The 24,578-nt window shown below is 68.8% G+C and carries 26 protein-coding genes; 8 read left to right on the top strand and 18 right to left on the bottom strand.

Features of this window, described 5'->3' with window-relative positions:
• Position 1: 1 nt before the first annotated feature.
• Both GSI01S_RS00525 and GSI01S_RS00520 read right to left on the bottom strand, forming a co-directional pair.
• Positions 2 to 817, bottom strand: coding sequence for an Rv0497 family membrane protein (locus GSI01S_RS00525; RefSeq protein WP_006894293.1), 816 nt, complete (start codon positions 815 to 817; stop codon positions 2 to 4).
• A 31-nt stretch (positions 818 to 848) separates the two neighbouring features.
• Positions 849 to 1,799, bottom strand: a complete 951-nt coding sequence (locus GSI01S_RS00520) for a Ppx/GppA family phosphatase (RefSeq protein ID WP_006894292.1) — start codon at positions 1,797 to 1,799, stop codon at positions 849 to 851.
• A 79-nt stretch (positions 1,800 to 1,878) separates the two neighbouring features.
• Here GSI01S_RS00520 and GSI01S_RS00515 point away from each other — a divergent pair, with 79 nt between their 5' ends.
• The gene (locus GSI01S_RS00515; protein WP_006894291.1) at positions 1,879 to 2,742 is read left to right on the top strand and encodes a DUF3109 family protein; all 864 of its coding nucleotides are present in this window, start codon (positions 1,879 to 1,881) and stop codon (positions 2,740 to 2,742) included.
• 39 nt (positions 2,743 to 2,781) lie between these two features.
• Here the strand turns inward: GSI01S_RS00515 and GSI01S_RS00510 are convergent, their stop codons facing one another.
• The 7 genes from GSI01S_RS00510 to mshA all read right to left on the bottom strand — a co-directional run bounded on the left by GSI01S_RS00510 (position 2,782) and on the right by mshA (position 9,562).
• Positions 2,782 to 3,471 (bottom strand): winged helix-turn-helix domain-containing protein, encoded by a 690-nt coding sequence (locus GSI01S_RS00510; protein ID WP_006894290.1) that lies wholly within the window; start codon positions 3,469 to 3,471, stop codon positions 2,782 to 2,784.
• On the bottom strand, positions 3,468 to 4,628 hold the full coding sequence (locus tag GSI01S_RS00505; RefSeq protein ID WP_006894289.1) for a sensor histidine kinase: 1,161 nt from the start codon (positions 4,626 to 4,628) through the stop codon (positions 3,468 to 3,470). Before GSI01S_RS00505 ends, GSI01S_RS00510 begins: the two co-directional genes overlap by 4 nt.
• 181 nt (positions 4,629 to 4,809) lie before the next feature.
• On the bottom strand, positions 4,810 to 5,115 hold the full coding sequence (locus GSI01S_RS00500; protein WP_006894288.1) for a GNAT family N-acetyltransferase: 306 nt from the start codon (positions 5,113 to 5,115) through the stop codon (positions 4,810 to 4,812).
• Between the two features lie 49 nt (positions 5,116 to 5,164).
• Positions 5,165 to 5,908, bottom strand: coding sequence for a phosphoglyceromutase (locus GSI01S_RS00495; protein ID WP_006894287.1), 744 nt, complete (start codon positions 5,906 to 5,908; stop codon positions 5,165 to 5,167).
• A 60-nt stretch (positions 5,909 to 5,968) separates the two neighbouring features.
• Positions 5,969 to 7,573: an AMP-binding protein gene (locus GSI01S_RS00490; RefSeq protein ID WP_006894285.1), complete on the bottom strand. Its 1,605-nt coding sequence runs from the start codon at positions 7,571 to 7,573 to the stop codon at positions 5,969 to 5,971.
• Positions 7,574 to 7,658: 85 nt separating this feature from the next.
• Complete coding sequence (locus GSI01S_RS00485; protein WP_006894284.1) at positions 7,659 to 8,246, bottom strand: type III secretion system chaperone family protein; 588 nt, start codon at positions 8,244 to 8,246, stop codon at positions 7,659 to 7,661.
• Positions 8,243 to 9,562, bottom strand: a complete 1,320-nt coding sequence (mshA, locus tag GSI01S_RS00480; protein ID WP_006894283.1) for a D-inositol-3-phosphate glycosyltransferase — start codon at positions 9,560 to 9,562, stop codon at positions 8,243 to 8,245. The genes GSI01S_RS00485 and mshA overlap by 4 nt, the downstream gene beginning before the upstream one ends.
• Before the next feature lie 145 nt (positions 9,563 to 9,707).
• Between mshA and GSI01S_RS00475 the strand changes: the two genes are divergently transcribed.
• From GSI01S_RS00475 to GSI01S_RS00465, 3 genes are read left to right on the top strand one after another with little or no spacing between them, the layout of a single operon-like run.
• Positions 9,708 to 10,607 carry a metal ABC transporter solute-binding protein, Zn/Mn family gene (locus tag GSI01S_RS00475; protein ID WP_006894281.1) on the top strand — a complete coding sequence of 300 codons (900 nt, stop codon included), beginning with the start codon at positions 9,708 to 9,710 and terminating at the stop codon, positions 10,605 to 10,607.
• Positions 10,604 to 11,434, top strand: a complete 831-nt coding sequence (locus GSI01S_RS00470) for a metal ABC transporter ATP-binding protein (protein WP_006894280.1) — start codon at positions 10,604 to 10,606, stop codon at positions 11,432 to 11,434. The genes GSI01S_RS00475 and GSI01S_RS00470 overlap by 4 nt, the downstream gene beginning before the upstream one ends.
• Positions 11,431 to 12,294 (top strand): metal ABC transporter permease, encoded by an 864-nt coding sequence (locus GSI01S_RS00465; RefSeq protein ID WP_006894279.1) that lies wholly within the window; start codon positions 11,431 to 11,433, stop codon positions 12,292 to 12,294. Before GSI01S_RS00470 ends, GSI01S_RS00465 begins: the two co-directional genes overlap by 4 nt.
• 57 nt (positions 12,295 to 12,351) lie before the next feature.
• Here the strand turns inward: GSI01S_RS00465 and GSI01S_RS00460 are convergent, their stop codons facing one another.
• Together GSI01S_RS00460 and GSI01S_RS00455 are read right to left on the bottom strand one after the other, a co-directional pair.
• On the bottom strand, positions 12,352 to 12,807 hold the full coding sequence (locus tag GSI01S_RS00460) for a DUF2599 domain-containing protein (protein ID WP_006894278.1): 456 nt from the start codon (positions 12,805 to 12,807) through the stop codon (positions 12,352 to 12,354).
• An 11-nt stretch (positions 12,808 to 12,818) separates the two neighbouring features.
• Positions 12,819 to 14,372, bottom strand: coding sequence for a carboxylesterase/lipase family protein (locus tag GSI01S_RS00455; protein WP_006894277.1), 1,554 nt, complete (start codon positions 14,370 to 14,372; stop codon positions 12,819 to 12,821).
• A 42-nt stretch (positions 14,373 to 14,414) separates the two neighbouring features.
• Between GSI01S_RS00455 and GSI01S_RS00450 the strand changes: the two genes are divergently transcribed.
• Positions 14,415 to 15,161: a 5-oxoprolinase subunit PxpA gene (locus GSI01S_RS00450; protein ID WP_006894276.1), complete on the top strand. Its 747-nt coding sequence runs from the start codon at positions 14,415 to 14,417 to the stop codon at positions 15,159 to 15,161.
• Positions 15,158 to 16,078 carry an EamA family transporter RarD gene (rarD, locus tag GSI01S_RS00445; RefSeq protein WP_006894275.1) on the top strand — a complete coding sequence of 307 codons (921 nt, stop codon included), beginning with the start codon at positions 15,158 to 15,160 and terminating at the stop codon, positions 16,076 to 16,078. The genes GSI01S_RS00450 and rarD overlap by 4 nt, the downstream gene beginning before the upstream one ends.
• Here rarD and GSI01S_RS00440 read toward each other — a convergent pair.
• The 6 genes from GSI01S_RS00440 to GSI01S_RS00415 form a co-directional block, all read right to left on the bottom strand.
• Positions 16,038 to 17,477, bottom strand: a complete 1,440-nt coding sequence (locus tag GSI01S_RS00440) for a phosphatase PAP2 family protein (protein WP_233500115.1) — start codon at positions 17,475 to 17,477, stop codon at positions 16,038 to 16,040. The genes rarD and GSI01S_RS00440 overlap by 41 nt on opposite strands.
• A gap of 90 nt (positions 17,478 to 17,567) precedes the next feature.
• Positions 17,568 to 18,521 carry a 23S rRNA (guanosine(2251)-2'-O)-methyltransferase RlmB gene (gene rlmB, locus GSI01S_RS00435; RefSeq protein WP_006894272.1) on the bottom strand — a complete coding sequence of 318 codons (954 nt, stop codon included), beginning with the start codon at positions 18,519 to 18,521 and terminating at the stop codon, positions 17,568 to 17,570.
• Positions 18,521 to 19,915, bottom strand: a complete 1,395-nt coding sequence (gene cysS / locus GSI01S_RS00430; protein WP_006894271.1) for a cysteine--tRNA ligase — start codon at positions 19,913 to 19,915, stop codon at positions 18,521 to 18,523. The genes rlmB and cysS overlap by 1 nt, the downstream gene beginning before the upstream one ends.
• An 11-nt stretch (positions 19,916 to 19,926) precedes the next feature.
• Positions 19,927 to 20,391, bottom strand: a complete 465-nt coding sequence (gene ispF / locus GSI01S_RS00425) for a 2-C-methyl-D-erythritol 2,4-cyclodiphosphate synthase (RefSeq protein ID WP_039866633.1) — start codon at positions 20,389 to 20,391, stop codon at positions 19,927 to 19,929.
• 15 nt (positions 20,392 to 20,406) lie between these two features.
• Positions 20,407 to 21,078 (bottom strand): 2-C-methyl-D-erythritol 4-phosphate cytidylyltransferase, encoded by a 672-nt coding sequence (gene ispD, locus GSI01S_RS00420; RefSeq protein WP_039866632.1) that lies wholly within the window; start codon positions 21,076 to 21,078, stop codon positions 20,407 to 20,409.
• Complete coding sequence (locus GSI01S_RS00415) at positions 21,075 to 21,563, bottom strand: CarD family transcriptional regulator (protein WP_006894267.1); 489 nt, start codon at positions 21,561 to 21,563, stop codon at positions 21,075 to 21,077. The genes ispD and GSI01S_RS00415 overlap by 4 nt, the downstream gene beginning before the upstream one ends.
• Positions 21,564 to 21,843: 280 nt before the next feature.
• Between GSI01S_RS00415 and GSI01S_RS00410 the strand changes: the two genes are divergently transcribed.
• A complete protein-coding gene (locus GSI01S_RS00410; protein WP_051999574.1) occupies positions 21,844 to 22,533 on the top strand; it encodes a copper chaperone PCu(A)C domain-containing protein in 690 nt (229 codons plus the stop codon).
• A 132-nt stretch (positions 22,534 to 22,665) separates the two neighbouring features.
• Entirely contained in the window at positions 22,666 to 24,054 is a 1,389-nt protein-coding gene (radA, locus tag GSI01S_RS00405) for a DNA repair protein RadA (protein WP_006894264.1), read from the top strand.
• Here radA and GSI01S_RS00400 read toward each other — a convergent pair.
• Positions 24,039 to 24,578, bottom strand: a complete 540-nt coding sequence (locus GSI01S_RS00400) for a PaaI family thioesterase (RefSeq protein WP_006894262.1) — start codon at positions 24,576 to 24,578, stop codon at positions 24,039 to 24,041. The two genes, radA and GSI01S_RS00400, sit on opposite strands and share 16 nt — an antisense overlap.

Raw genomic sequence — 24,578 nt, 5'->3', positions numbered from 1 at the left:
CTCAGGCCGCCAGAAGGACCAGTGGCCCGATGGTCACCAGCATTCCGACGCCGAGAGCCAACAATGTGGTCGGCAGATCTCGTTTCCGCAGGACGTGGGCGAAGGTGACGATCGCGAAGATCACCACGACGGCCAGGATCAGCGCCAGGTAGATGTAGCGCTTCCACAGTTCGGTGAAGCCCCAGAACAGACCGGCACCGGCAGCCAGACCGATCACCACCTCGGCGATCAGACTCAGCCAGCCCATCAGTGCGGAGGGACTGTGCGACTTCCTGCGCTTCTCCGACTCCTCTTCGGCGAGGTGTTCGGCACGCTGCTGGGCTTCCATCTCGGCCTGGGCCTCTTCGGCCTCCGCGGCCTCCAGATCGGCGGCCGACGCGACACGGCGATGATCGTCGGCGACGTCGTCGCCTGCCACCGGCTCGGCCGCCGAGTCGGTGATCGGGCTCAACTGCGCGGTACCGACCAGATCGGGGTCCGGCTCCGGGCCCGGATCGGTGACGGCCGACCGGTACTCCAGCGGCGGCAGGTCGACGCCGACCAGATCGTCGCCGGGCACCGGCGCCAGCGGCGACTCGTCATCGTCGTCGACGATGGGGATGATTCCGGTCACCACATTCGGATCGGCGTCGTCTACGGGGTCGGGGAGCTTCGGTGCGGCGGGAACGTGCGACGGCATTCCGGATGCCCCGATGACCGGTCGCGTCGGGCGGTCGTCCTCGTCGGACTTGGGAAACGCGGAACCGCTCGACTCGGATCGAGCGATCAGTTCCGAGACCGTGATCGGCTTCGCGCGTGGTTCGGAATCCTTCGCCATACCTGGGGTACCCCCGTAAAAAGTCGATCGACTAGCCGGTGCTCACCATCGCCCCGGCCGGCTCCGCATCCAGACGACGGAGAATGACGCCCTCCCGCAGAGCCCACGGACAGATCTCAAGTGTATCCACACCGGTGGCCCTCATCGCCGCCTCCGCCACCAGTGCGCCGCCCACGATCTGCGCCGCGCGATCGGCGCTGACCCCCTCCAGATCGGCGCGATCGGCGGCCGTCATGCGCGAGATGAACGCGATCAGTTGACGCAGGCCGCTCACGGTGAGCGTCCGTCGCACCCGCGGCCCGGCACCGGAGGGCGCGGCACCGGTCAGACGCGCCAGCGACCGGAAGGTCTTCGACGAACCCACCGACAGATCCGGCTTCCCCGCGGCACGGAGTTCCTTGGCGGGCTGCTTCAGCTCGGCGTCGAGCCAGTCCCGCAGCACCGAGACGTGACGTTTGCTCGGCGGGTCGCCGGGCAGCCATTCGCGCGTCAGCCGCCCGGCGCCGAGCGGCAGCGACAGCGCGACATCCGGCTCCTCGTCGACCCCGTTGGTCATCTCCAGGCTGCCGCCGCCGATGTCGAAGGTGAGGATCCGGCCCGCGCTCCAGCCGTACCAGCGGCGTACCGCGAGGGAGGTCAGCCGCGCCTCGTCGACGCCTTCCAGTACGTCGACGGTGAGCCCGGAGGCCTTCTTGACCTGGTCGAGAACCTCTCCGGTGTTGGTGGCGTCGCGTACCGCGGAGGTCGCGAAGGCCATCACCTGCTCGCAGCCCGAGGCCTTGGCGATCCGGGTGAAGTCCTTGACTGTCGCGGTCAGCGAATCCGCACCGGCCTTGGTCATCTTTCCGGTGCCGTCGATCTCCTCCGCCAGCCGCAGCACCGCCTTCGTCGAACTCATCGGCGTCGGATGACCGCCCCGATGCGCGTCGACCACCAGCAGATGAACGGTGTTGCTGCCCACGTCGAGCACTCCTAATCGCACCTGACCAAAATTACTGCGCGGCGGACGGCGATGCGAGCCGAAGGTCTACCGTGGAGCGTTGTACCGATGGAGGAACCCCGTGTCTGGCTCTAGTAAGAAGCCCGGGAAGAAGCGGCGGAATGACCGCGTCCCCGAAGTGCCCCTCGACTTCCCGCGCGAGTGGTACGAGTTCGTCGACCCCGACGACGACGAGCACCTGATCAGCGCCGACCTGACGTGGCTGCTGTCGCGGTGGAACTGCGTCTTCGGCACCCCGGCGTGTCACGGAATCGTCGCCGGCCGGCAGTCGGACGGCTGCTGCACACACGGCGCCTACCTGACCGACGACGACGATCGAGAGAAGCTCGCCGCAGGAGTGGCGCTCCTGACGCGCGACGACTGGGAGCTCTTCGACCGCGGTTCGGGGCCCGACCCGCTCGGCGACGACGGCTACCTCGAGGAGGCCGAGGATCTGGAGGGCGAACCGTCGCTCAAGACCCGTCTGCACGACGGAGCGTGCATCTTCCTCAACCGCCCGGGATTCCCCGCCGGTCAGGGCTGTGCGCTGCATTCGATGGCGCTGCGCCGCGGCATCGAGCCGCTGACGGTGAAACCCGAGGTCTGCTGGCAGTTGCCGATGCGCCGCGAGCAGGACTGGGTGACCAGGCCGGACGGCAGTGAGATCCTCAAGACCACGCTCACGGAGTTCGACCGCCGGGGCTGGGGCGAGGGCGGGCACGACCTCGACTGGTACTGCTCCGGCTCACCCGAGGCGCACACGGGCGCCAAGCAGGTCTTCGAGTCGTACCGGCCCGAATTGATCGAGCTCATCGGCGAGGCGGCCTACGAGGTTCTCGCGGCGGCCTGCCGCCGGCGCAACGACCTCGGACTCGTCGCGGTGCATCCGGCGACCGCCGCAGCCACCTCCCGCCGCAGCACCGACATCAAGTACGAACAGCTGTGACCGCACCTGCCCGCTGCGCTGTCGGGGCCCGCTGCTCTGTCAGGGCTCGAACTTGTATCCGAGGCCGCGGACGGTGATGAGATGGCGCGGCTGCGACGGATCGGGCTCGACCTTCGAACGCAGACGCTTCACGTGCACGTCGAGCGTCTTGGTGTCGCCGACGTAATCGGCGCCCCACACCCGGTCGATCAGCTGGCTGCGGGTGAGCACCCGGCCGGAGTTCCGTAGCAGATACTCCAGGAGGTCGAACTCCTTGAGCGGCAGCGTGACCTCCTCGCCCGAGACCGTCACCGTGTGCCGCTGGACGTCCATCCGCACCGGTCCCACCTCGACGACGCCGATGGCGGCGTCCTCGTCGTCGGCCACCACTCCCCCGCGCCGCAGGACCGCGCGGATGCGGGCGATGAGCTCGCGTGCCGAGTACGGCTTGGTGACGTAGTCGTCGGCCCCCAGCTCCAGTCCGACGACCTTGTCGATCTCACTGTCACGCGCGGTCACCATGATGACCGGCACCGCCGACTTGGCCCGGATCGACTTGCAGATCTCGGTGCCGGAGACACCCGGCAGCATCAGGTCGAGCAGGACGATGTCGGGATTGACTCGCTCGAAGGTCGAGACCGCCTCCGAACCGTCGTTGACGATGCTGGCCTCGAACCCCTCCTTACGGAGCAGGAAGGCCAGCGGATCGGCCAGCGATTCCTCGTCTTCGACAATCAGTACGTGCGTCAACTCGTGAGTTCCTCTGCGTTCGTCGACCCGTCGTCGCTCGGTGAAGCCGGGTCGATGGGGATGTACAGGCTGAAGGTCGATCCGGTTCCGGGCCGACTCCACAGTCCGATGTGACCGCCATGACTGGCCGCCACGTGCTTGACGATCGCCAGCCCGAGCCCGGTGCCGCCGGTCGCGCGCGACCGCGCCTTGTCGACGCGGAAGAACCTCTCGAAGACCCGCTGCTGGTCGGCGGGTGCGATCCCGATACCGCGGTCGGTGACCGCGATCACGACCATCTCCTCGTCGTCGAGGTTCACCACCTTGCGGCTCACCGAGACCACCTCGCCCGCGGGCGAGTGATTGATGGCGTTCACCAGGAGATTCGACAGTGCGGTCAGCAGCAGGGTGCGGTCGCCCTGGATCTGCAGTCCGCTGGCCGCATCAGCGACGAGTTCGATCTCGGCGACCTCCGCGGAGACGCCAGCGGCGGCCACCGCATCCTCCACCAGCGAGTCGACGTCGACCGCCTGGAACTCGGGGATCCGGCCTTCCTGCAGGCGCGACAGCCCGATCAGCTCGTTGACCAGCGTGCCCATCCGGGTCGCTTCCTTAAGCACCCGGCGGCCGAAGTGCTCCACCGCCTGGGGGTCGTCGCGCGACTCGAGCATCGCCTCGGCCATCAGGCTGATGGCGCCGAGCGGCGTCTTCAACTCGTGTGAGACGTTGGCGGCGAAGTCGCGTCGCGTGGCCTCCACCCGTTGATTGGTGGAGTCGTCGTCGCCGAACACCAGGGCGTACCGCTCGCCGTCTCGGGACGCGAGCCGTGCGATGCAGCGGACGTTCTCCACCTGCCGCGGCATGGTGCGGCCCGTCGACAGGAAGCCCAGCGACGAATGCGGCGGAACGAAATCGAAATGCCGATCGATGCCGGTGACGAAGACCTCGGTGACGGCCTCGGCCACTCCGTCCGCGATCGTGTCGCGAACCATGCCGAGTTCGACGGCGCGCTTGTTGTAGAGGACCACGTTGTGGAACTCGTCGACGGCGACCATCCCGGTGGTGGTGTGCGCGACGATCAGTCCGAGGAGGTCGGGCCTCGACCGGCCGTCGTCGACGATCACCAGATCTTCCAGTGGTGTGTCCTCCGAACCGGATTCGTCAGATCGGGTACTCACCGTGATCGCGTCTTCCGCCGCACGACTCCCTGCTTCGCCTCAACGACATTCGAACAGAATGTGTCCGATCGCCGGACACATCCCGAAGCTTACGTCGGATCGACGGGTGTTCGCAGCCTGGGCGAACAGTTTTCGGCGCTCGTTCACGCCGGGTTCTCCTGGGTTGCGGGGAGATTAACGATCAGGAGACGACGATGTCCGAGTACTCGGGGTGCTTCTCGACGTACTTCTGAACATACGAACAGACGGGCACGACCCGCTGCCCGTTGGCGCGAACGTCCTCGAGAACGTGTTTGACCAACTGGGCCGCGAAGCCGCGCCCGCCGAAGCGCTCGTAGACGACGGTGTGGGTCAGCGCGAGCCGATCACCGTCCTGCGTGTAGTCGATGTACCCGACCTCGACCGGTTCACCGTCTCCGTCGGTCAGATGGGCGCGGTAGCGCTCCTGCACCGAGAGATGGGTGACCTCTAGAGTACCGTCAGTCATACGTACCAATGTAGCGCAGGCCACACCGGCGGCGCCATGCGGATTCGGGCTACTTATTGCCCTGCGCCGCAACGGCTGCCGCACCCGCGGCCGCGGCCTCGGGATCCAGGTACACCCCGCCCGCGGTGGTCGGGCGGAGGTCGTCGCCGAGGTCGTAGCGCAGCGGGTTGCCGGTCGGGATGTTCAGCCCGGCGATGTCGGCGTCCGAGATGCCGTCCAGGTGCTTCACCAGTGCCCGCAGAGAGTTGCCGTGGGCGGCGACCAGAACGTTCTTACCGGCGCGCAGGTCCGCCTCGATGGCCTCGGTGTAGTACGGGATCAGCCGCTCGACCACGTCCTGAAGGCACTCGGTGAGGGGCACCTCGATGCCGGCGTAGCGCGGATCGCCGACCTGGCTGTACTCGCTGTCGGGCGCGATCGCGGGCGGCGGGGTGTCGTAGCTGCGGCGCCACAGCATGAACTGCTCGTCGCCGTACTTCGCCTTCGTCTCCGCTTTGTTGAGCCCCTGCAGCGCACCGTAGTGACGCTCGTTGAGCCGCCAGTCGCGGACCACCGGGATCCAGTGACGGTCGGCGGTGTCGAGCGCGATCTGCGCGGTGGTGATGGCACGGCGCAGCAGCGACGTGTACAGGACGTCGGGCAGCAGATCGTGTTCCACCAGCAGTTCTCCCGCACGGACGGCTTCCGCCCGTCCCTTGTCGGTCAGGGCGACGTCGACCCAGCCGGTGAACTGGTTGGACGCGTTCCATTCGCTCTCGCCGTGTCGCATCAGGATCAGGGTGCCGTTGCTCATGCCGCATAGTTTCCCATACGGCCGCGGCGGTCGAGCGACCGAGTGACGCGCCCCGACCGCCTACTTCCGCAGATCCTTGCGGAGGATCTTGCCGGAGGCCGACTTGGGGACGGCCGAGATGAACTCGACGGCCCGGACCTTCTTGTACGGCGCGACGCGTTCGGCGGTGAACGCCATGACCTCGTCCGCGGTCAGCTCCGCGCCCTCGGCGACCACGACGAAGGCCTTCGGGATCTCCTCGCCGTCGGCGTCGAGCGCGCCGACCACCGCGACGTCGGCGATCTTCGGATGCGTCAGCAGCAGCGCCTCCAGCTCGGCCGGCGGGACCTGATAACCCTTGTACTTGATGAGTTCCTTGAGCCGGTCGACGATCGTGACGCAGCCGGTCGAGTCGACCGTCGCCATGTCGCCGGTGCGCAGCCAGCCGCCCTCGACGATGGTCTCGGCGGTCGCCGCCTCGTTGTTGAGGTAGCCGACCATCACGTTGGGTCCGCGGACCCACAGCTCACCGGGCTCGGACACGCCGTCGGCGGGGATGTCGATGTCCTCCCCGGTGGCCGGATCGACGATCCGGTTCTCCGAGTTCGGTACGGCCCAGCCGACCGACGACAGCGGTGCCTCGACACCGCGCGTGCCCGTACCGCCGTCGAACGGGATCAGGTGGCTCACCGGCGAGAGCTCGCTCATGCCGAAGCCCTGCAGCATGTGCAGGCCGAGACGCTTGGCCACAGCTTGGCCCAGTTCCTCGTCCAGCGGCGCCGCGCCGGAGAGCATGGTGTGCAGCGACGACAGATCGTACTGATCGACGATCGGATGCTTGGCGAGCGCGACGGCCACGGGCGGCGCGATGAAGGCATAGGTGACCTTGTGCTTCTGGATGCCCTCGAGGAACTCGACGAGGTCGAAGCGCGGCATCACGAACAGGCTCGCCCGGGCCTTGAGTGCGGCGTTCAGGAGCACCGTCATGCCGTAGATGTGGAAGAACGGGAGGACGGCGAGGATCACGTCGTCGGACTTCATCCCCTGCAGCGGCTCGATCTGCGCGACGTTGGCGACCAGGTTGCGGTGACTGAGCATCACGCCCTTGGGGTTGCCGGTGGTGCCCGAGCTGTACGGCAGCACCGCGATGTGGGTGGCCGGGTCGAAGCTCACCTCCGGTGCGCGATGCCCTCCCCCCAGGAGTTCGGCGGCGTTCGGATGCCCGGTGGCCGCCTGGCCCTCGCCGTCGAGCACGATCACGGCGTCGTCCGCCAGTCCCACCTCGCGGGCCGCCTCGATCGCGGCCGGTGCGAGCAGCGAGATGGTGATGAGCAGTTTCGCCTCGGAGTCGAGGAGTTGCTTCTTGATCTCGGGTGCGGTGAACAGTGCGTTGAGCGTGGTGGCGGTCGCGCCGGAGCGGAGCACGCCGTGGAACACCGTGGCGAACGCCGGGATGTTGGGCGACAGGATCGCGACCACGTCGCCGACGCCGAGCCCGCGCGCCGCGATCGCACCCGCCGCGGCGTCGATCTGTCCGACCAACTGCCGGTACGTGGTCTGCGCACCCGACTTCGAGTCGATGAGCGCGACCCGGTCGAGGTCGTTCTCCTCGAGTCCACCGAACAGGTAGTCGTAGACGCTGACGTTCGGGATCTCGACGTCGGGATACGGCGATGCGAAGCTCATGGTGACCCTTCTGGAGATGACGGGATATTCGACAATGGGCATTGTCGTGTTGGTCAGGTCCCCACGCTACCCGACATTCGAGACACTACGACGGGGCTGTTCCGGCGTCGCCGACCGACCACACCGGTTCCGCGTCGGGATCGTCGAGGGGCGCGATCTGCGGCAGATCGTCCTCGTCGATCAGATGCTCGAAGGCCGCGAGGTTCCGCATCGACTCGCCCCGGGCCTTGCGCCAGGCCCATTCGCGACGGATCGAGGTGAGGAAACCGATCTCGAGGATCTGATTGAAGTCGCCGTCGGCGGCCTCGAGGACCTGGCCGAGCACCCGGTCCACCTCGGTGCGCGAGAGCGCCTCCGCGGAGATCCGCCCCACCAGGTAGATGTCGCCGACGTTGTCGAGGGTGTACGCCACCCCGTAGAGCCGGCGATTGCGTTTGAGGAGATACCGGTACACGGCCTCGAGGTTCTCGTCCGCGCGGCGGCAGACGAAGGCCTCCACTCGGACCCCGTGCGCGCCGGCGGTGAGCAGCACCGTGGTCTTGAGCTTCCGTTCTCCGGGAAGCTCAAGAACGAAGTGCTCGGACTTCGCACCGCCCGACGACTTCCGGACGTACTCGATGCCGGTCTCGTCCAGAGCGGCGCTCAGGGCCGCGGCCGTCTCGTCTGCGTTCACACCATCACCCTCGATCGGTTCCTCCAGCGTCGGATGCCGAATCGCCCGGCATCGCGTCGAACGTCGCCGCCGAACGCCGCGATCGCTCGGTCGTAACTCTCCAGCAGCGCGTCGGTGGTGTGCTCCCACGAGAACTGCCGCGCATGCAGAGCGGCCGCCCGCCCCATTCCCGCGCGGCGATCCGGGTCGGCGACGAGTTCGGCGAGGCGGTCGGTCCAGACGCCGATGTCGTGACCGTCCACCAGCACACCGGTGCGGCCGTCGTCCACCGCCACGCCGAGTCCGCCCACGCGCGCGGCGATCACCGGCACTCCGCACGCCTGCGCCTCGATCGCGACCAGCCCGAAGCTCTCCGAGTAACTCGGCACCGCCACCAGATCGGACGCCCGGTAGACGTGCACCAGCCGCTCCGGCGGCTGCGGCGGCAGGAAGTCGACGCGGTCGGCGATTCCCAGTTGCCGAGTGAGGTCCATGAGTGCCGACGGCTGGGCCAGTCCGCTGCCCGACGGTCCGCCCACCACCAGCACGCGCAGACGCCCGGAGGAGTCGCCCGCGATCAGCGGCGCCATCGCCGAGACCAGGACGTCCGGCGCCTTCAAGGGCTGGATCCGGCCGACAAAGGTGACGAGCACATCGTTCTGATCCAGCCCGAGCGCGGCGCGGGAGGCCGCTCGGTCGCCCGGGGAGTAGCGGTCCAGATCGGCGCCGGGAACCACCACGTCGATGCGGGAGGGATCGGCGCCGTACATCTGGACCAGTTCGCCGACCTCGGTGGCGGTGTTCGCGACGAGACGGTCCGCTTCGTCGACCACCTGCTGCTCACCGACCACACGCAGCATCGGCTCGGCGGCGTCCCCCGCCGCCAGCGAGGCGTTCTTGACCGCGGCGAGCGTGTGCGCGGTGTGCACGAGCGGCACTCCCCAGCGGTCGCGCGCGAGCCAGCCGACCTGGCCCGAGAGCCAGTAGTGGGAGTGGATCAGGTCGTAGTAGCCGGGCTCCTGGGCGGCCTCCGCCCGCAGTACGTTCGCCGAGAACGCGCACAACTGGCTCGGCAGGTCACGCTTGTCGAGGCCGTCGAAGGGACCCGCGACCACATTGCGCACGGTGACCCCGGGGGCGGCCGCGACCACCGGCGCGTCCGCCGACGACGTGGCACGCGTGAAGATCTCGACCTCCACACCGCGGCGCGCCAGCCTGGTGGCCGTCTGCCAGACGTAGACGTTCATTCCTCCGGCGTCACCGGTGCCCGGCTGCGCCAACGGGGAGGTGTGCACCGAGATCAGAGCGATGCGTCTCGGGGCGGAGCCAGCGGTCATGACCCCAGCCTAATGCGGCCGGCCGCGCTCGACACATGCGCAGGCGGCGACTCATGCGCACTTGAGCATCGCTTCGACATCAACGGCACCCCGGTAATACACTTTCCCGGTAACGATTTTCATTATCTTCCAAAGGAACCTCCCGATGACGAAGACCGGGTCCGCGCGCCGCGCCCTCCTGGCGCCCCTCGCCCTCCTCATCGCCGTCGCCACCGCCGCATGCGGCGGCAACGACGGTCCCGCGCCCACCGACAAACCCGTCGTCGTCGCGTCCACCGACGTGTGGGCCTCCGTCGCGAGCGCGGTGGGCGGCGAACACGCCGACGTCAGCGCCCTGTACACCTCGCCCGACGGCGATCCCCACGAGTTCGAGCCGTCGAGTGCGGATACCGCTCGCGTCCAGGACGCCAACCTCATCGTCATGAACGGCGACCACTACGACCACTTCATGGAGGAGGCGGCCGCCGACGCGAAGGGTGCCGAGGTGGTGGCCGCGGACGTGCGGTCGGACAAGACGCGCGGCAACGAGCACGTCTTCTACGACCTCGCCGCCGTCGCCGACACCGCGAACGCGATCGCGAACGAGCTCGCCGAGATCGCCCCGGCCAACGCCGCCTACTACCGCGACCGCGCCGGCGTCTTCAACAGCCAGATCAACGGACTGCGGGCCGCTCTGGCCGACATCAAGGCGCACCACGACGGCGCCGAGGTGGCGTCCACCGAACCGCTCGCCGCGGCCGTCCTCACCGACGCCGGACTGGTCGACATCGCTCCCCCGGGCTTCGTCGACGCCGTCGAGCAGGGACAGTCGCCGTCGGCCGCCGACCGCGCGAAGTTCGATGATCTGCTGACCCAGCACCGCGCCAAGGTCCTGATCTACAACCGCCAGGCCGTCAACCCGAGCACTCAGGCCGTGCTCGACACCGCCCGCAAGGCGGGAATCCCGGTGGTCGAGTTCACCGAGAGCCTGCCCGAGGGCGTGACCGACTACATCGCGTGGCAGCGCGGCCAGATCGACGCGCTGGCGAAGGCGTTGAACGGATGACCGACGCGGTACTCAGCTTTCGCGACGTCGGACTGCAGTTCGGCGACCGCGTCCTCTGGCGCGGCCTCGATCTCGACATCGCGCCCGGCGAGTTCATCGCCGTCCTCGGCCCCAACGGTTCGGGCAAGACCTCACTGCTGCGCGCGATCCTCGGCCAGACCGTACCCACCACCGGGACCATCTCCGCACACGGCAGTCTCGGATACGTGCCGCAGCAACACGCCGAGGATTCCGACACGATGATGCTGCGCGGCCGCGACCTGGTGGGTTTCGGCGTCGACGGCTCCGCTTGGGGCATCGGGCTGCGCGGTATGTCCCGTCGGCGCACCGCCGTCGACTCGGCGCTCCGACAGGTCGGCGCCACCGGCTTCGCGAACCGGCCGCTGGGGCTGCTGTCGGGCGGCGAGCAGCAACGGCTCCGGATAGCGCAGGCGCTCACCCGCGACCCGGCCATCCTCCTGTGCGACGAGCCGCTCGCCAGTCTCGATCTCGCGAGCCAGCGGGTGGTGGTCGATCTGCTCGACGCCCGGAGGCGGCGTGATGACACCGCGGTCCTGTTCGTCACTCACGAACTCAATCCGGTGCTGCCGTTCGTCGACCGCGTGCTCTACCTGGCCGGCGGATCGTTCCGCATCGGCGCGGTCGAAGAGGTGATGAACACGCGCACCCTGACCGAGCTGTACGGCAGCCCGGTGGAGGTGCTCCGGATCGGCGGGCGGCTCGTGGTGATCGGAGGCGAGGACGATCACCACTGCGTCGCTCATCAGTATCCGGGCGACGTACTCGGGACCGACGCCGGATTCGCGGTCGCCGGGGAGGATCTGTGATCGCGCCGACGACGACCGTGCTCGCCGCCGACATCGGCAACTTCTGGAACTTCTCGCAGACGGCAGACCTGCTCTCCCGCGACTTCGTTCAGCAGTCGGTGCTCGCCATCGCGTTGCTCGCGCTGCTCGGCGGCCTGCTGGGTCCGATGATCGTCGCACGGCAGATGAGTTTCGCCGTCCACGGTGCCGCAGAGCTCTCGTTCACCGGTGCGGCCGCGGCGCTGCTCGCCGGCGTGGGCGTGAACATCGGCGGCGTGATCGGCGCGGTGTTCGCGGCCGCGGTGTCCGGGCTCCTGGGTCGCCGCGCGAGGGAACGGGACTCGGTGATCGGTGCCGTCATGGCCTTCGGCCTCGGTCTCGGCGTGCTGTTCTTGAGCCTCTACGGCCGGGTCGGCACCGGCTTCGCACTGCTGGCCGGGCAGGTGGCGAGTGTCGGACGCACCGGGCTGATCGCCGTCGCGGTGACCGCGGCGGTCGTGGTGGTGGTGTACGCGATCATCTACCGTCCGCTGATGTTCGCCAGCCTGGATCCGCGGGTCGCCGCGGCGTCCGGCGTCCCGGTGCGGCTGCTGTCGGTGGTGTTCGCGATCCTGGTCGGTCTCGCGGCCGCGCAGGGCGTGCAGATCATCGGCGCCCTGCTGGTGATGAGCCTGCTGATCACTCCGGCCGCAGCGGCGGTCCGGCTGTCGGCCAATCCGACGGTCGTGGTGGTGCTGTCGGTCGTCTTCGCCGGAGTCTCCGCCATCGGCGGGCTCATCCTGTCGCTCGCGCCCGAACTCCCCGTGTCGGTGATGGTCACCACCATCTCGTTCGCCATCTACCTCGTCTGCCGCGTGGTGGGGATGCGGTCGCGCGACTGAGGCGGCGGCCGAGCGACGCTCCTCGACTCGCTCGACCGGCCTGGGACCCTCGGTCCCCTACTCCTCCGGACCGCCCGGATTGCAGCGGCTCGAGATCATCTCCTCGGGCGACACCACGGGACGGTTCGGTTCGATGTTCCAGGTCGGCTTGTCCGGCTGGACGATGCGGGCGAACGTCCAGTGACAGTCGAACTGCGCCTTCATCCCCGGGGTGTCCGCGCCCGGATCGAGTCGAAGGACCTCGCGCCACGCCTCGTCGCCCGCCGTCGGCGACTGCACCCTCCGGCCGTTGGGAGTGGGGGCGATCTGCAGGCTCGGTCCCACTTCGGTCTGCACCCAATCGGCCGACGCGATGTACGGCGGCGGAAGCACCGGCGTCGGGGCGCTGCTCGTGACCGAGGACGAGGCCGTGACCCGAGTCGGGATCGAGTCCGAAGGCGACACCGCCGACTCGTTCCCGCCGGAACATCCCGCGAGCGCGATCGCGGCGGTGCACGTCACCGCCGCGATCATCGCGGGACGTCTCACGAAGGCTCCCCCAGATGAATTCGGTCCCACGCCTCGCGGCGGTCCCGGTCGGGATCGATCTCCACGCGCGTCGGATCGTCCAGCACCATCACCCTGCGATCCTCGCGCGTATAGCGCGGCCAGTCCGGTGCGGGCACGCCGGTGCGCGCGAACCAACTCCACATCGACTGCATCGTCGCGGTGATCCGCTTCGTCGACCCCCAACTGCCCGCGGCGGCGAGACCGACGCCGATCGGATCCCGGTACGTGCCGAACACCGCCAGCAGTTCGGTCGCGTGGGTCGCACCGATTCCGGTGGCCTTCAGCAGCAGCGGCGCGTAGTCGAAGCGGTACACGTACGTGGGCGCGTGGTCACTGTGATACCCGGCGAACCGGATCGTCGGGGTCCAGAACGTCGCATCGGCAGCGATCATCACATCGCGGCGCTTGACCGGATAGAGGTTCTGCAGCAGATCGGCGTCGCCGGTGTCGCCGAGCCCCACGAGTGCCTGGTCGCTGTCGGGAAGGATGTTCCAGAACCGGGCGAACAGTTCGCCCTCGTCTTTGTTGTTGCCGATGATGGTCGGGACCGAGATGGTGTTGCCGTCGCGCGCCGCGTCGAGCGGATGCTGCGGGAGATAGTCGCCGTCGACCACCGGGGCGAAGGGAATCGGGTCGGTGAGCCGGGCTCCGCGGGTGAAGCCGATCAGCTTGTTGCCCGCGCGCAGCAGTTCGGTCGCGGTGGCTCCCCCGAGTACGCGTGCCACCAGCGCCGGATCGTGAGGCGGCTCGTCGCGCTCGGGCCCCTTGCGCCGGGTGGGATCGATCAGTATCCGGACGAACTCGTCGGCGAACAGGCGCGCATTGTCCTTGCTGACGATCAGGTCCGGGGCAGGGCTCTGCGAGATGGCTCCGGAGAACAGTCCCTTCGCGGACGGCGTGGACAGCAGCGTGAGCACCGCCGACCCGCCCGCGCTCTCACCGAACACCGTCACCCGCGACGGATCCCCGCCGAACGCGGAGATGTTGCGCTGCACCCACTCCAGACCGGCGACCATGTCGCGCAGCCCCACGTTGGCGTCAAACGGCCGCTCGTCGGTCGAGTACTCGCTGAAGTCGAGGAATCCGAGCGGACCGTAGCGGTAGTTCACCGTCACCACGATCACGTCGCGCGCCCGAGCGAGGTACGCGCCGTCGTAGATCGGCGTCGACGTGCCGCCGAGGATGTAGGCACCGCCGTAGTTGAACACCATCACAGGGCGCGGCGTAGCCGAGACGGTCGACGGCGCGAAGACGTTCAGGGTCAGACAATCCTCACTGCGCGGCTGGAACTTACCGGCCCCGCGCGCCGTGAAGAGCTTGTCCTGGATCGGTGCGGCCCCGTAGTCGTAGCACTCGAGTACCCCCGGCCAGGGTGTCACCGGGCGCGGTGCCCGCCACCGGTGCTGCCGCACGGGCGGCTCCGCGAAGGGGATGCCCCGCCATGAGATGGTGCCGCGACGCGCTCCGCGACCGCGCTTGCCGTCGACCGCACCGTCGAGGGTCTGAACCACAGTGTCCATTACTGCCATGGCGTCGACCCTAACCCGAGCGTCGTCATTACCATTGACACCGTGGGCCTCTCTTCTCGCGTCATCGATCTGAACGCCGACCTCGGCGAGGGGGTCGGCGACGACTCGGCGATGATCACCCTGGTGACGAGCGCGAACGTCGCGTGCGGCTTCCATGCAGGCACTCCGCGCGAACTGTTGGCCACCTGCCGCGAGGCGGCCGCCGCCGGCGTGCGGATCGGCGCGCAGGTCTCCTACCCGGACCTGTCCGGGTTCGGCCGCCGTTTCATGGATCTCGCCCCCGACGACCTGTTCGCCGACATCGTCTATCAGATCGGCGCTCTGCGGGCGCTCACCGAATCCGTCGGCGCCACCGTGGAATACTTGAAGCCGCACGGCGCGCTCTACAACGCGGTGGTGCATCACACGACGCAGGCCGGCGTCGTCGTCGAGGCGGCGGCCGCGTCCGGCCTCCCCCTCATGTGCCTGCCCGGATCGGAGGTGGAACGGATCGCCGGCTCAGCGGACGTGCCGGTCATCCGCGAGGCCTTCGCCGATCGCGGCTACACCCCCGAGGGCACGCTGGTGCCCCGGTCCGAGCCCGGTGCCCTGCTCACCGATCCGGCCGAGGTGGCCGCGCGAGTGCTCGAGCTGGCGGAGACCGGACGGATCACGGCGATCGACGGCACGGTGGTGGAAGTGATCGCCGACTCGGTGTGCCTGCACGGCGACACCCCCGGCGCGGTGGAGCACGCCCGTCGCGTCCGCGCCGCGCTCGCACGCGCCGGCGTTGACGTGCGCGCTCGGTGAGAACCCCCGTACCCGCCGACAGCGCCCGCGGGGTGGCCGCGGGATTCGGCGCCTACGCGCTGTGGGGCCTGTTCCCGATCCTGTTCGACGCGATGCTCCCGGCCGGTCCGTGGGAGATCCTCGCCAACCGCATCCTGTGGACGCTCGTGCTGTGCGCCGCGATTCTCGCCGTGCTGCGCGACTGGTCGTGGATCGCGCCGCTGCGCCGACGACCCCGGCTGATCGCCGGCGTCACCGCCGCCGCCCTGCTCATCGCCACTAACTGGGTCGTGTACGTCGCAGCTGTCACCTCCGGCCACACCAGCGACGCCGCCCTCGGCTACTTCCTGAATCCGATCGTCACCGTGGCCCTGGGCGTGGTGCTGCTGCGGGAACGCCTGCGGCCACTGCAATGGGCGGCGGTGGCGGTCGGCGTGGTCGCGGGCGGCTACCTCACCTTCGCCGCGGGTGTGTTTCCGACCACGGCGCTGGCCCTGGCCGCGTCGTTCGCCCTGTACGGGCTGGTCAAGAAGAAGGTCGGCGACACTCTGCCCGCGCTTCACGGACTCACCTTGGAGACGGCGATACTGGCGCCGGCCGCGGCCGTCATCCTGGTGGTCGTCGCATTCACTCCGGCCGGTCTCACGTTCGGTGACGGCGTCGGGCACACCGGCCTGCTGGCGTTCTCCGGCGTCGCGACCGCGGTGCCGCTGCTGCTGTTCGCCGCTGCCGCCCGTCGCATCCCGCTGGTGACCGTCGGGCTGATCCAGTTCGTCACACCGATCATGCAGCTGCTGTGCGCGGTGCTGATCCTCGACGAACACCTGCCGCCCGAACGCTGGATCGGATTCGCGATCGTGTGGGTGGCGCTGGCACTGCTGGCGACCGACAGCGTCCTCAGAGCTTGGTGGAACCGGCCTTCTTCGCCTCGCGCGTGATCGAGGACCAGGCCTCGCTTCCCCAGGTCCGCGCCGCGGCGGCCCATTCGCGTCCCCTCCGCACCATCGGGCCGGCCTCGGCGGGGATCTCGCCGGCCGGGATCCGATCGCGACCGGGGTGCATCTCCACGGTGAGGAAGGCCGCCGCCACCGCGAGCACGGTGGCGATCAGCGCGAGCCCGCCGAGCACGCCGCTGTCGGACATCTCGACGGCCAGGTACCGCGTGGCCAGAAGCAGCCCGGAGAAGGCCGCAGTGCCGAAGACGACCACCGCGAGCCGGTGACGCGACCAGCCCAGTTCGGGGCGGGTGAGCGCCGCCTCGAGCGTGAGGGTGAAGATCGCTCCGGCGAGGACGTCGATCGCGTAGTGGAAGCCGAAGCCGAGGGTCGCGCCGGTGGTGCAGATCAACCAGAACGTGCCGAACACCTTCGACAGCACCGGACCCCGCCATCCGTGCAGGAAGATGCACATCGCCCATGCGGTGTGCAGGCTCGGCATGCAGTTCCGTGCCACGCTCTGGTTGTAGTAGTGCGCCGCGGGATCGCCGATCACCGGCAACTGCTGCGGCCACACGTCCTGCCAGTCCGCGCCCAGCAGCTCATGACCGAAGGCGTAGGTGGGGCCTACGACGGGGAACAGGAAGTAGATCACCGGACCGATCAGCCCGATCAGCAGGAAGGTCCGCACGATGTGATGCCGCGGGAAGCCGTCGCGGGCGCTGTTGCGGAGTTGGAAGAAGGCGATCACCGCCGCGGCCACCGGTAGGTACACGTAGACCTTGCTGAGGACCTCGGTGAGCCACGGGGTGCCGGAGACCACCGAGCCGATCGCCCACGACGGGCTGCCGAGGGCCCGGTCGGCGAGTTCGACGTATTCGTCGAGCACGTTCGGGTTGGCCCGGCTCGACAGCACCAGCCACACGTCGCCGACGCGGCCCATCACGATCAACAGCAGCCCGAGGCCCACCGCCTTGAGAGTTCCGGCCCGCTCGCGCCCGTGCAGTCGCCATCCCGCGAAGGCGGCCGTGCCGATCAACGCGAACAGGATGCCGTTCCCGACGGTCGGGGCGTTGCCGACGATCAGACGCTGCGTGTTCCAGGCGAGTTCGAGTGCGACGGCCGCGCCCACCACGGGCAGTCGCATCCGCGACGGCATGCACACGAGCGCGAGCAGCATGCCCGCGATCTTGATCTCACCGATCTGCGGCCGTCCCACCAGATCGGTGGCGAGGAGATCCAGCGGTCCGCGCAGGTGGTTCACCCGAGCGACGACCTCGATCAGGATGACGAACCCGACCAGGATTCCGACGATGAGCGCCCAGACACGGCCCGAGAACTCGAGACGGCGCCCCGAACGCAGCTGCGCCCACATCGACCGCAAGGAATCCTCAGCAAACATTCCTTACACGTTAGTAAACGAATACTTAACAGTAGGAATCAGAGTGACGCAATCGTCATTCAACCGAACGAACGACGTGACCCGCAGCACTCAGCCGACGCGGCGTTGCCTGGCGAACTCCGCCAGGACCACACCTGCCGCGACCGAGGCGTTGAGGCTCTCCACCTCGCCCGCGATCGGGATCGACAGGATCGAGTCGCAGTTCTCGCGAACCAGACGCGACAGCCCCTTGCCCTCCGACCCGACGACGATCACCGTGGGGCCCGTGCCGTCGTAGTCGTCGAGCGAGACGTCGCCGCCCGCGTCGAGTCCGACGATCTGGGCGCCCTTCTTGGCCCAGTCGAGCAGGGTGCGGTTCAGATTCGGCGTGGCCGCCACCGGCATCCGGGCCGCAGCGCCCGCGCTGGTTCGCCACGCGACGGCGGTCATCCCCGCGCTGCGCCGCTGCGGGATCACCACACCGTGTCCGCCGAACGCGGCCACACTGCGGATCACCGCACCGAGGTTGCGCGGGTCGGTGATGTTGTCGAGCGCCACCAGCAACGGCGCCTGCGGCGCGGCGAGGGCATCCGCCATGAGATCGTCCGGGTGCGCGTACTGGTACTCCGGCACCTGCAGTGCGAGCCCCTGATGCAGCCCGTTCGGCGACATCCGGTCCAGTTCCGGCTTCGCGACCTCGAGGATCGAGATCCCGCGGTCTCCCGCGGTGTGCACCGCCTCCTTGACGCGCTCGTCGGCGTCCACTGTCGTCATCACATACAGCGCGGTGGCGGGCACCCCGGCACGCAGACATTCGACGACCGGGTTGCGGCCCACGACGTACTCGGGACCGCCGTCCTCGGACTTGCGGTGATTGCGACGCCCCGCGGCCTTGGCCGCGGCCTTCGCCTTCTTGTGAGCGGGGTGGTAGGTGCGGTCGACGGCCTTCGGAGTGGCTCCGCGGCCTTCGAGACCGCGCCGGCGCTGCCCGCCGGACCCGACGACCTGGCCCTTCTTGCTTCCGGCCTTCCTGGTCGCCCCGCGACGCTGTGAGTTTCCGGCCATCAGTGTTCCTTCGATTTGAGCGCCCACTGGGCGCCGTCGGGGGTGTCGGTGACTTCGACGCCGGCTGCGGCGAGCCGGTCGCGGACCTCGTCCGCGGTGGTCCAGTCCTTGGCGGCGCGGGCCTGCGCCCGCCGCTCCAATTCTGCCTTGACGAGCACGTCGAGCGCAGCGTGAGCGTCGTCATCGACGCCCTCGGCGGCCCAGTGCGGGTCGAGCGGATCGGTCCCGAGGACCGCGGTCATGGCCCTCACCTGCGCCGCGATCTGCCTCGCGCGGCCACCGTCGCCCGACTCCAGGGCGGTGTTGCCCTCGCGGACGGCGTTGTGCACGGCCGCGAGCGCGGCCGGAACTCCGAGGTCGTCGTCCAGGGCGGCGGCGAAGTCGTCGTTCACCTCGCCGACCTCGACGTCGCCGACGCGTTCGGCGACGCGACGCACGAACGACTCGATACGCCGATAGCCGGCCGCGGCCTCGGCCAGCGCGCCGTCGGAGTACTCGAGCATTGACCGGTAGTGCGCGCTCCCGAGGTAGTAGCGCAGTTCCACGGCCCGGGCCCGCTCCAGCATCGCCGGGATGGCGACCACGTTGCCGAGCGATTTGCTCATCTTCTCGCCGCTCATCGTGACCCAGCCGTTGTGCAGCCAGTACCGAGCGAAGCCGTCGCCGGCACCGTGGCTCTGAGCGATCTCGTTCTCGTGATGCGGAAAGATCAAATCCATTCCGCCGCAATGAATGTCGAACTCGGCACCGAGCAGCGAGGTCGCCATCGCCGAGCACTCGAGGTGCCAGCCGGGACGCCCGTCGCCCCACGGCGTCGGCCACGACGGCTCCCCGGGCTTGGTGGCCTTCCACAGCGTGAAGTCACGGGGATCGCGCTTGCCTGTGCCCGCGCTCTCACCCTGGTGTACGTCCTCGAGCCGGTGGCCGGAGAGGCTTCCGTAGTCGGGCAGACTGCGCACGTCGAAGTAGACGTTGCCGTCGGCGGCGTACGCGTGACCGCGCTCGACGAGACGCTCCATGTACTGCACCATCTGGGTGATGAAGCCCGTGGCACGCGGCTCCGCCGAGGGCGGCAGCACACCGAGGGCGTCGTAGGCCCGGGTGAACTCCCTCTCGTGCGTGGCCGCCCATTCCCACCACGGACGGCCCGCTTCGGCGGCCTTGTTCAAGATCTTGTCGTCGATGTCGGTGACGTTGCGGACGAAGAGCACATCCAACCCGCGGTAGGCGAGCCACCGCCGCAGCACGTCGAACGCGATGCCGCTCCGGACGTGACCGATGTGGGGAACGCCCTGAACCGTCGCACCGCACAGGTACACCGATGCCGTTCCGGGACGAAGGGGAACGAAGTCGCGAACCTCGCGGGCAGCCGAGTCGTAGAGGCGTAGAGTCACGGCCTGCGATTCTACTTGAGGGCCAGCAGTGCGGTGGCCACCGCCGCGATGCCCTCGCCGCGTCCTGTCAGACCCAGTCCGTCGCTGGTGGTGCCGGAGACCGAGACCGGTGCCCCCAGCAGATCGGACAGCACCCGCTGGGCCTCCGCACGACGCGGCCCGACCTTCGGCCGCTCCCCGATGATCTGCACCGAGGCGTTCACCGGAGCGAAGCCCGCCTCGTCGAGAAGGCCGCGGACGTGGCCGAGCATCGCCGCGCCGGTGACCCCGGACCACTCCGGTCGCCCCACGCCGAAGACCGCGCCGACATCGCCCAGCCCGGCGGCCGAGAGCAGTGCGTCGCAGAGTGCGTGAACGCCGACGTCGCCGTCGGAGTGCCCCGAGCAGCCGTCGGCGTCGTCGAAGAGCAGCGCCAGCATCCAGCAGGGTCGGCCGGCCTCGATCGGGTGGACGTCGGTCCCGACGCCGACGCGCATGTCCATCGCAGACACTCAGTGCTCCTGTGCGGTGATGAGCCTGGCCAGTGCCAGGTCGAACTGGGTGGTCACCTTGAACGCCATCGCGTCGCCCGGGATCACTCGAACCGGGATGCCCAGGGCTTCGACCAGTCCGGCGTCGTCGGTGGCGTCTGCCTGTGCGTCGTGCGCCCGGCGCAGTACCTGTGCGGTGAAACCCTGCGGGGTCTGCACGGCACGCAACTCCGACCGGTCGGGAGTGTCCCGCACCAAGCCGTCGGCGTCGACCCGTTTGAGGGTGTCGGCGACCGCGATTCCCGGGACCACCGCGTCGGCGCCGCCCCGGAGCGCGGTGACCACCGAGGCGAAGAGTGCCGGCGGGGTTAGAGCCCGGGCCGCATCGTGCACCAGGATCAGTTCCGCGTCGGGCACGGCCGCCAGACCGGCCCGGACCGAATCGCTCCGCTCGGCTCCGCCCGGCACCACGACGGCGTCCGGGACGAGCGCCGCGGCGCGGTCGAGCAGTTCCGGAGGTGCGGCCACGACGATGACGTCGACGACGCCGGACCTGCGTGCCGCCGAGGCGCTCAGCTCGAGCAGCGTGACGCCGTCGAGCTCGACGAACGCCTTCGGCACGGTCTCACCGAGACGCGTACCTCTTCCCGCTGCCGGGATCAGTGCGGCTACCGGGCCACTGCCTGCTGTCAGGACGCCGCAGCCAGGATCTCGTCGAGCATGCTGTCGGCCTTGGCGTCGTTGGTGTGCTGTGCGAGCGAGAGCTCGTCGACCAGCACGCGCCGGGCCCGGGTCAGCATGCGCTTCTCGCCTGCCGACAGACCGCGGTCCTGCTCGCGGCGCCACAGATCGCGGACGATCTCGGCCACCTTGATGATGTCGCCGGAGATCAGCTTCTCCTGATTGGCCTTGAATCGGCGGGCCCAGTTGGTGGGCTCCTCCGTGTGCGGTGCGCGCAGCACCTGAAAGACCTGATCCAGACCCTCCTGGCCGACCACGTCGCGCACACCGACGTAATCGAGCTTGCTGGACGGGATCTGAACTGTCATGTCACCGTCGGCAACCTTCAGGACCAGGTACTCGATCTCTTCACCCTTGATGGTCCGAATGACGATGTCTTCGACTCGAGCAGCACCGTGATGGGGGTATACAACGGTGTCGCCAACTTTGAAATTCAATGTCCACTGCCCCTTTCGAATGTAACCAGTCTAACACGCGAGGGCCGACAGCCTTCTCCAACGGTGCAGGTCAACCGAGGTGCAAGCAGGTGAACGACGGTATTTGCGCCCCGCCTGCCACCTTCGGGAAGCACAGTTGCACGCCTGAACCGAACGGCCCGGCGCTAATATCATCGGGACAATCTGGCGACCCGGGCGAACTTTTCCCGGCCTCGCCAACTACGCTGCGTAGTGAGAGTTCGCATCACCGGCGGACAACGCGACGACCACCCCGGAGGAAATGGTGTCAGTGCTCAATCGGTCCACCCGCCGTCTGGCCTCGGCCGCCGCAGTCGGCGCGCTCGGCATCGCGATCGCCCTCGGCACCACGGCCTGCGGTGCGGGAAAGATCTCGCAGACCGCGAATCAGGAGCCGGCCGTCAACGGCGCGAGCGGATCCATCACTCTGACCCCGTCCGAGTACGACGGCCAGGAGATGTCGAACGGATCGATCGCGATCCGCAATGCGCATGTGCTGTACCCGGTCTCGAAGGCCGACCAGATCTTCGGCGACGGCGGACCGTTCGCCCTCGCGTTCAACATCGCCAACGACAGCCCCACTCGCGTGGTCAAGCTGCAGAGCGTCTCGGCGAAGACCGGCAACATCAAGCTGACGCCGCCGACATCGACCTCCGGCGGCGACCCCGCCTCCATCGCCCCCGGAAAGGCCCTGCTGGCCGGACAGCCGTCCGGCTCGGATCCGGATCTGGCCGCCGGAGCGGACAGCCGCTGGACGGTGGAGCTCACCAACGCCGGCGACACCGTCGCCGCCGGTCTGACCGTCCCGATCACCTTCAACTTCGCCGTCTACGACCTGGGCGGCAAGCAGGTCGAGACCGTGTCGACCACCGTCGACACCCCGGTCGACGGCGGCACGCTCAACGAGCGCCAGGACGTCGTCCGCGACGTGCAGGGCGAGAGCGAGCACTGAGCCGCACCGAACTCCTCACAGCGGCGCCCCGGTCACTCGACCCGGGGCGCCGCTCTTGTCGTACCGGTCGCCTACAGTGTCTGCGTGGCCGGACGGACCGGGTGACGAGCGCGTCGGCGGACAGGGGAAGACATGGCTAAGACCCGATCGGTGTTCCGCTGCTCCGCATGCGGTCACCAGGTGGCGAAGTGGTTCGGCAGATGCCCCGAGTGCGGCGAATGGGGAACCATCGCCGAATCGGCGCCGGCGGCCGCCGCCTCACGCACCGGCACCACGTCGGTGGCACCGTCCAGTCCGGCCGTCCGCATCACCGAGGTGGTCTCCGGAGCGGTGGGCTCATGCCCCACCGGCATCGCCGAGTTCGACCGCGTGCTCGGCCGCGGAGTGGTCCCCGGTTCGGTGATCCTGCTCGCGGGCGAGCCCGGGGTCGGCAAATCGACACTCCTGCTCGAAACCGTGAAACACTGGGCGGCGCAAGGCAAGACGGCACTGTACGTCACCGGGGAGGAGTCGGCCGGCCAGGTCCGGCTTCGCGCCGAACGCACCGACGCGGTGCACGAGAACATCTACCTGGCGTCGGAGACCGACCTCGCGACGGTGCTCGGACACGTCGAGGCGGTGGCGCCCACCCTGCTGATCGTCGACTCCGTGCAGACGATGGTCGCGACGGGCACCGACGGCGTCACCGGCGGTGTCACGCAGATCCGGGCGGTCACCACCGCACTGGTCTCGCTCGCCAAGACGAGCGGAATCGCCGTGATCCTGGTCGGTCACGTCACCAAGGACGGCACCGTGGCCGGTCCCCGCTCACTGGAGCATCTGGTGGACGTGGTGCTGGCCTTCGAAGGCGACCGCCACTCGTCGCTGCGGATGATCCGGGGCATCAAGAACCGATTCGGCCCCTCCGACGAAGTCGGCTGCTTCGAGCAGCGGTCCGACGGCATCCATCAGGTCAGCGACCCGTCGGGCATCTTCGTACACCACCACGAGTCCGATGTCGCGGGCAGTGCCGCCCTGGTCGCGATGGACGGCCGCCGCGCCCTCGTCGGCCAGATCCAGGCGCTGCTCAACGACACCCAGATGACCTCGCCCAGGCGCGCGGTCTCCGGTCTGGACTCGGCGCGTGTGGCGATGATGCTCGCCGTCGCCGAGAAGCACGCGGGCATCAAGGCCAGCACCAAGGAGGTCTACGCCTCCACCGTCGGCGGGATGAAAGTCACCGAGCCGGCCGCCGACCTGGCGATCTTCCTGGCGCTCTACTCGTCGCACCACAACGTCGCGGTACCGTCGTCGACCGTCGCGATCGGCGAGGTCGGCCTCGCCGGCGAGGTCCGCCGTGTGTCGTCGGTGGGCCGCCGCGTCGCCGAGGCCAAACGGCTCGGGTTCGGGCACGCGATCATTCCCGCCGGAACGCAGGACGAGGATCTGCCGCGCGGAATCCGCATCAGCCGGGTCAACAACCTCCTGGAGGCACAGTCGGCGGCGACGGCGCGGTCGGACTACGCTCAGGCCCCGTTCTGATGCCCTGAGGGATGCACCGCGCGATCGCGGTATCCGGCGAAGTGCTTCTCGAGATCGATGGCGATGAACAGCCCGTGCGCCGCGGCTACGGGCTCCTGGGGATCGCCGAGATGGGCGACCGCGCGCGTGTAGACCTTTCGGCGCACGCCCCCGAGGATCTCACCGGTGAACTGCACGGTGGAGCCCAGCGGAATCGGCTTGGCGTAGTCGATCTCCAGGTGCCCGGTCACCACCGGCATGCGGAGCAGCAGCGGCGAGGTTCCCATCACCTCGTCGAAGGCGGTGGAGAGGAGTCCGCCGTGGATCACGCCGGGACCGCCCTGCATCCAGTCCTCCACCTTCATCGATGCGGACACCGTGAGCCCCTCGCCCGCGATCACGTCGATTCGCAGGCCCACCGGCGCGTCGGCGCCGCATCCGAAACACATGCTGTGATGCAGGTTGATTCGACGGCCGGGCGACGTCGCCTTCGGGTCGCGGGACAGTGGCTCGATGTCTGCGGGCAGCACGAATGAGGTCTTCAC

It is taken from the genome of Gordonia sihwensis NBRC 108236, assembly GCF_000333035.1.
Lineage (GTDB): Bacteria > Actinomycetota > Actinomycetes > Mycobacteriales > Mycobacteriaceae > Gordonia > Gordonia sihwensis.
The sequence above is the reverse complement of the archived record's forward strand: the minus strand, read 5'-3'. Positions and strand labels throughout refer to the sequence as shown.

Coding starts and splice junctions, on each gene's coding strand:
- radA (WP_006894264.1), top strand. CDS start 22,666: ATGGCTAAGACCCGATCGGTGTTCCGCTGCTCCGCATGCGGTCACCAG.
- GSI01S_RS00495 (WP_006894287.1), bottom strand. CDS start 5,908: ATGAGCAACGGCACCCTGATCCTGATGCGACACGGCGAGAGCGAATGG.
- rlmB (WP_006894272.1), bottom strand. CDS start 18,521: ATGGCCGGAAACTCACAGCGTCGCGGGGCGACCAGGAAGGCCGGAAGC.
- GSI01S_RS00475 (WP_006894281.1), top strand. CDS start 9,708: ATGACGAAGACCGGGTCCGCGCGCCGCGCCCTCCTGGCGCCCCTCGCC.
- GSI01S_RS00440 (WP_233500115.1), bottom strand. CDS start 17,477: ATGTTTGCTGAGGATTCCTTGCGGTCGATGTGGGCGCAGCTGCGTTCG.
- GSI01S_RS00470 (WP_006894280.1), top strand. CDS start 10,604: ATGACCGACGCGGTACTCAGCTTTCGCGACGTCGGACTGCAGTTCGGC.
- GSI01S_RS00455 (WP_006894277.1), bottom strand. CDS start 14,372: ATGGCAGTAATGGACACTGTGGTTCAGACCCTCGACGGTGCGGTCGAC.
- GSI01S_RS00460 (WP_006894278.1), bottom strand. CDS start 12,807: ATGATCGCGGCGGTGACGTGCACCGCCGCGATCGCGCTCGCGGGATGT.
- mshA (WP_006894283.1), bottom strand. CDS start 9,562: ATGACCGCTGGCTCCGCCCCGAGACGCATCGCTCTGATCTCGGTGCAC.
- GSI01S_RS00500 (WP_006894288.1), bottom strand. CDS start 5,115: ATGACTGACGGTACTCTAGAGGTCACCCATCTCTCGGTGCAGGAGCGC.
- GSI01S_RS00410 (WP_051999574.1), top strand. CDS start 21,844: ATGGTGTCAGTGCTCAATCGGTCCACCCGCCGTCTGGCCTCGGCCGCC.
- GSI01S_RS00490 (WP_006894285.1), bottom strand. CDS start 7,573: ATGAGCTTCGCATCGCCGTATCCCGACGTCGAGATCCCGAACGTCAGC.
- GSI01S_RS00525 (WP_006894293.1), bottom strand. CDS start 817: ATGGCGAAGGATTCCGAACCACGCGCGAAGCCGATCACGGTCTCGGAA.
- ispF (WP_039866633.1), bottom strand. CDS start 20,391: ATGCGCGTCGGCGTCGGGACCGACGTCCACCCGATCGAGGCCGGCCGA.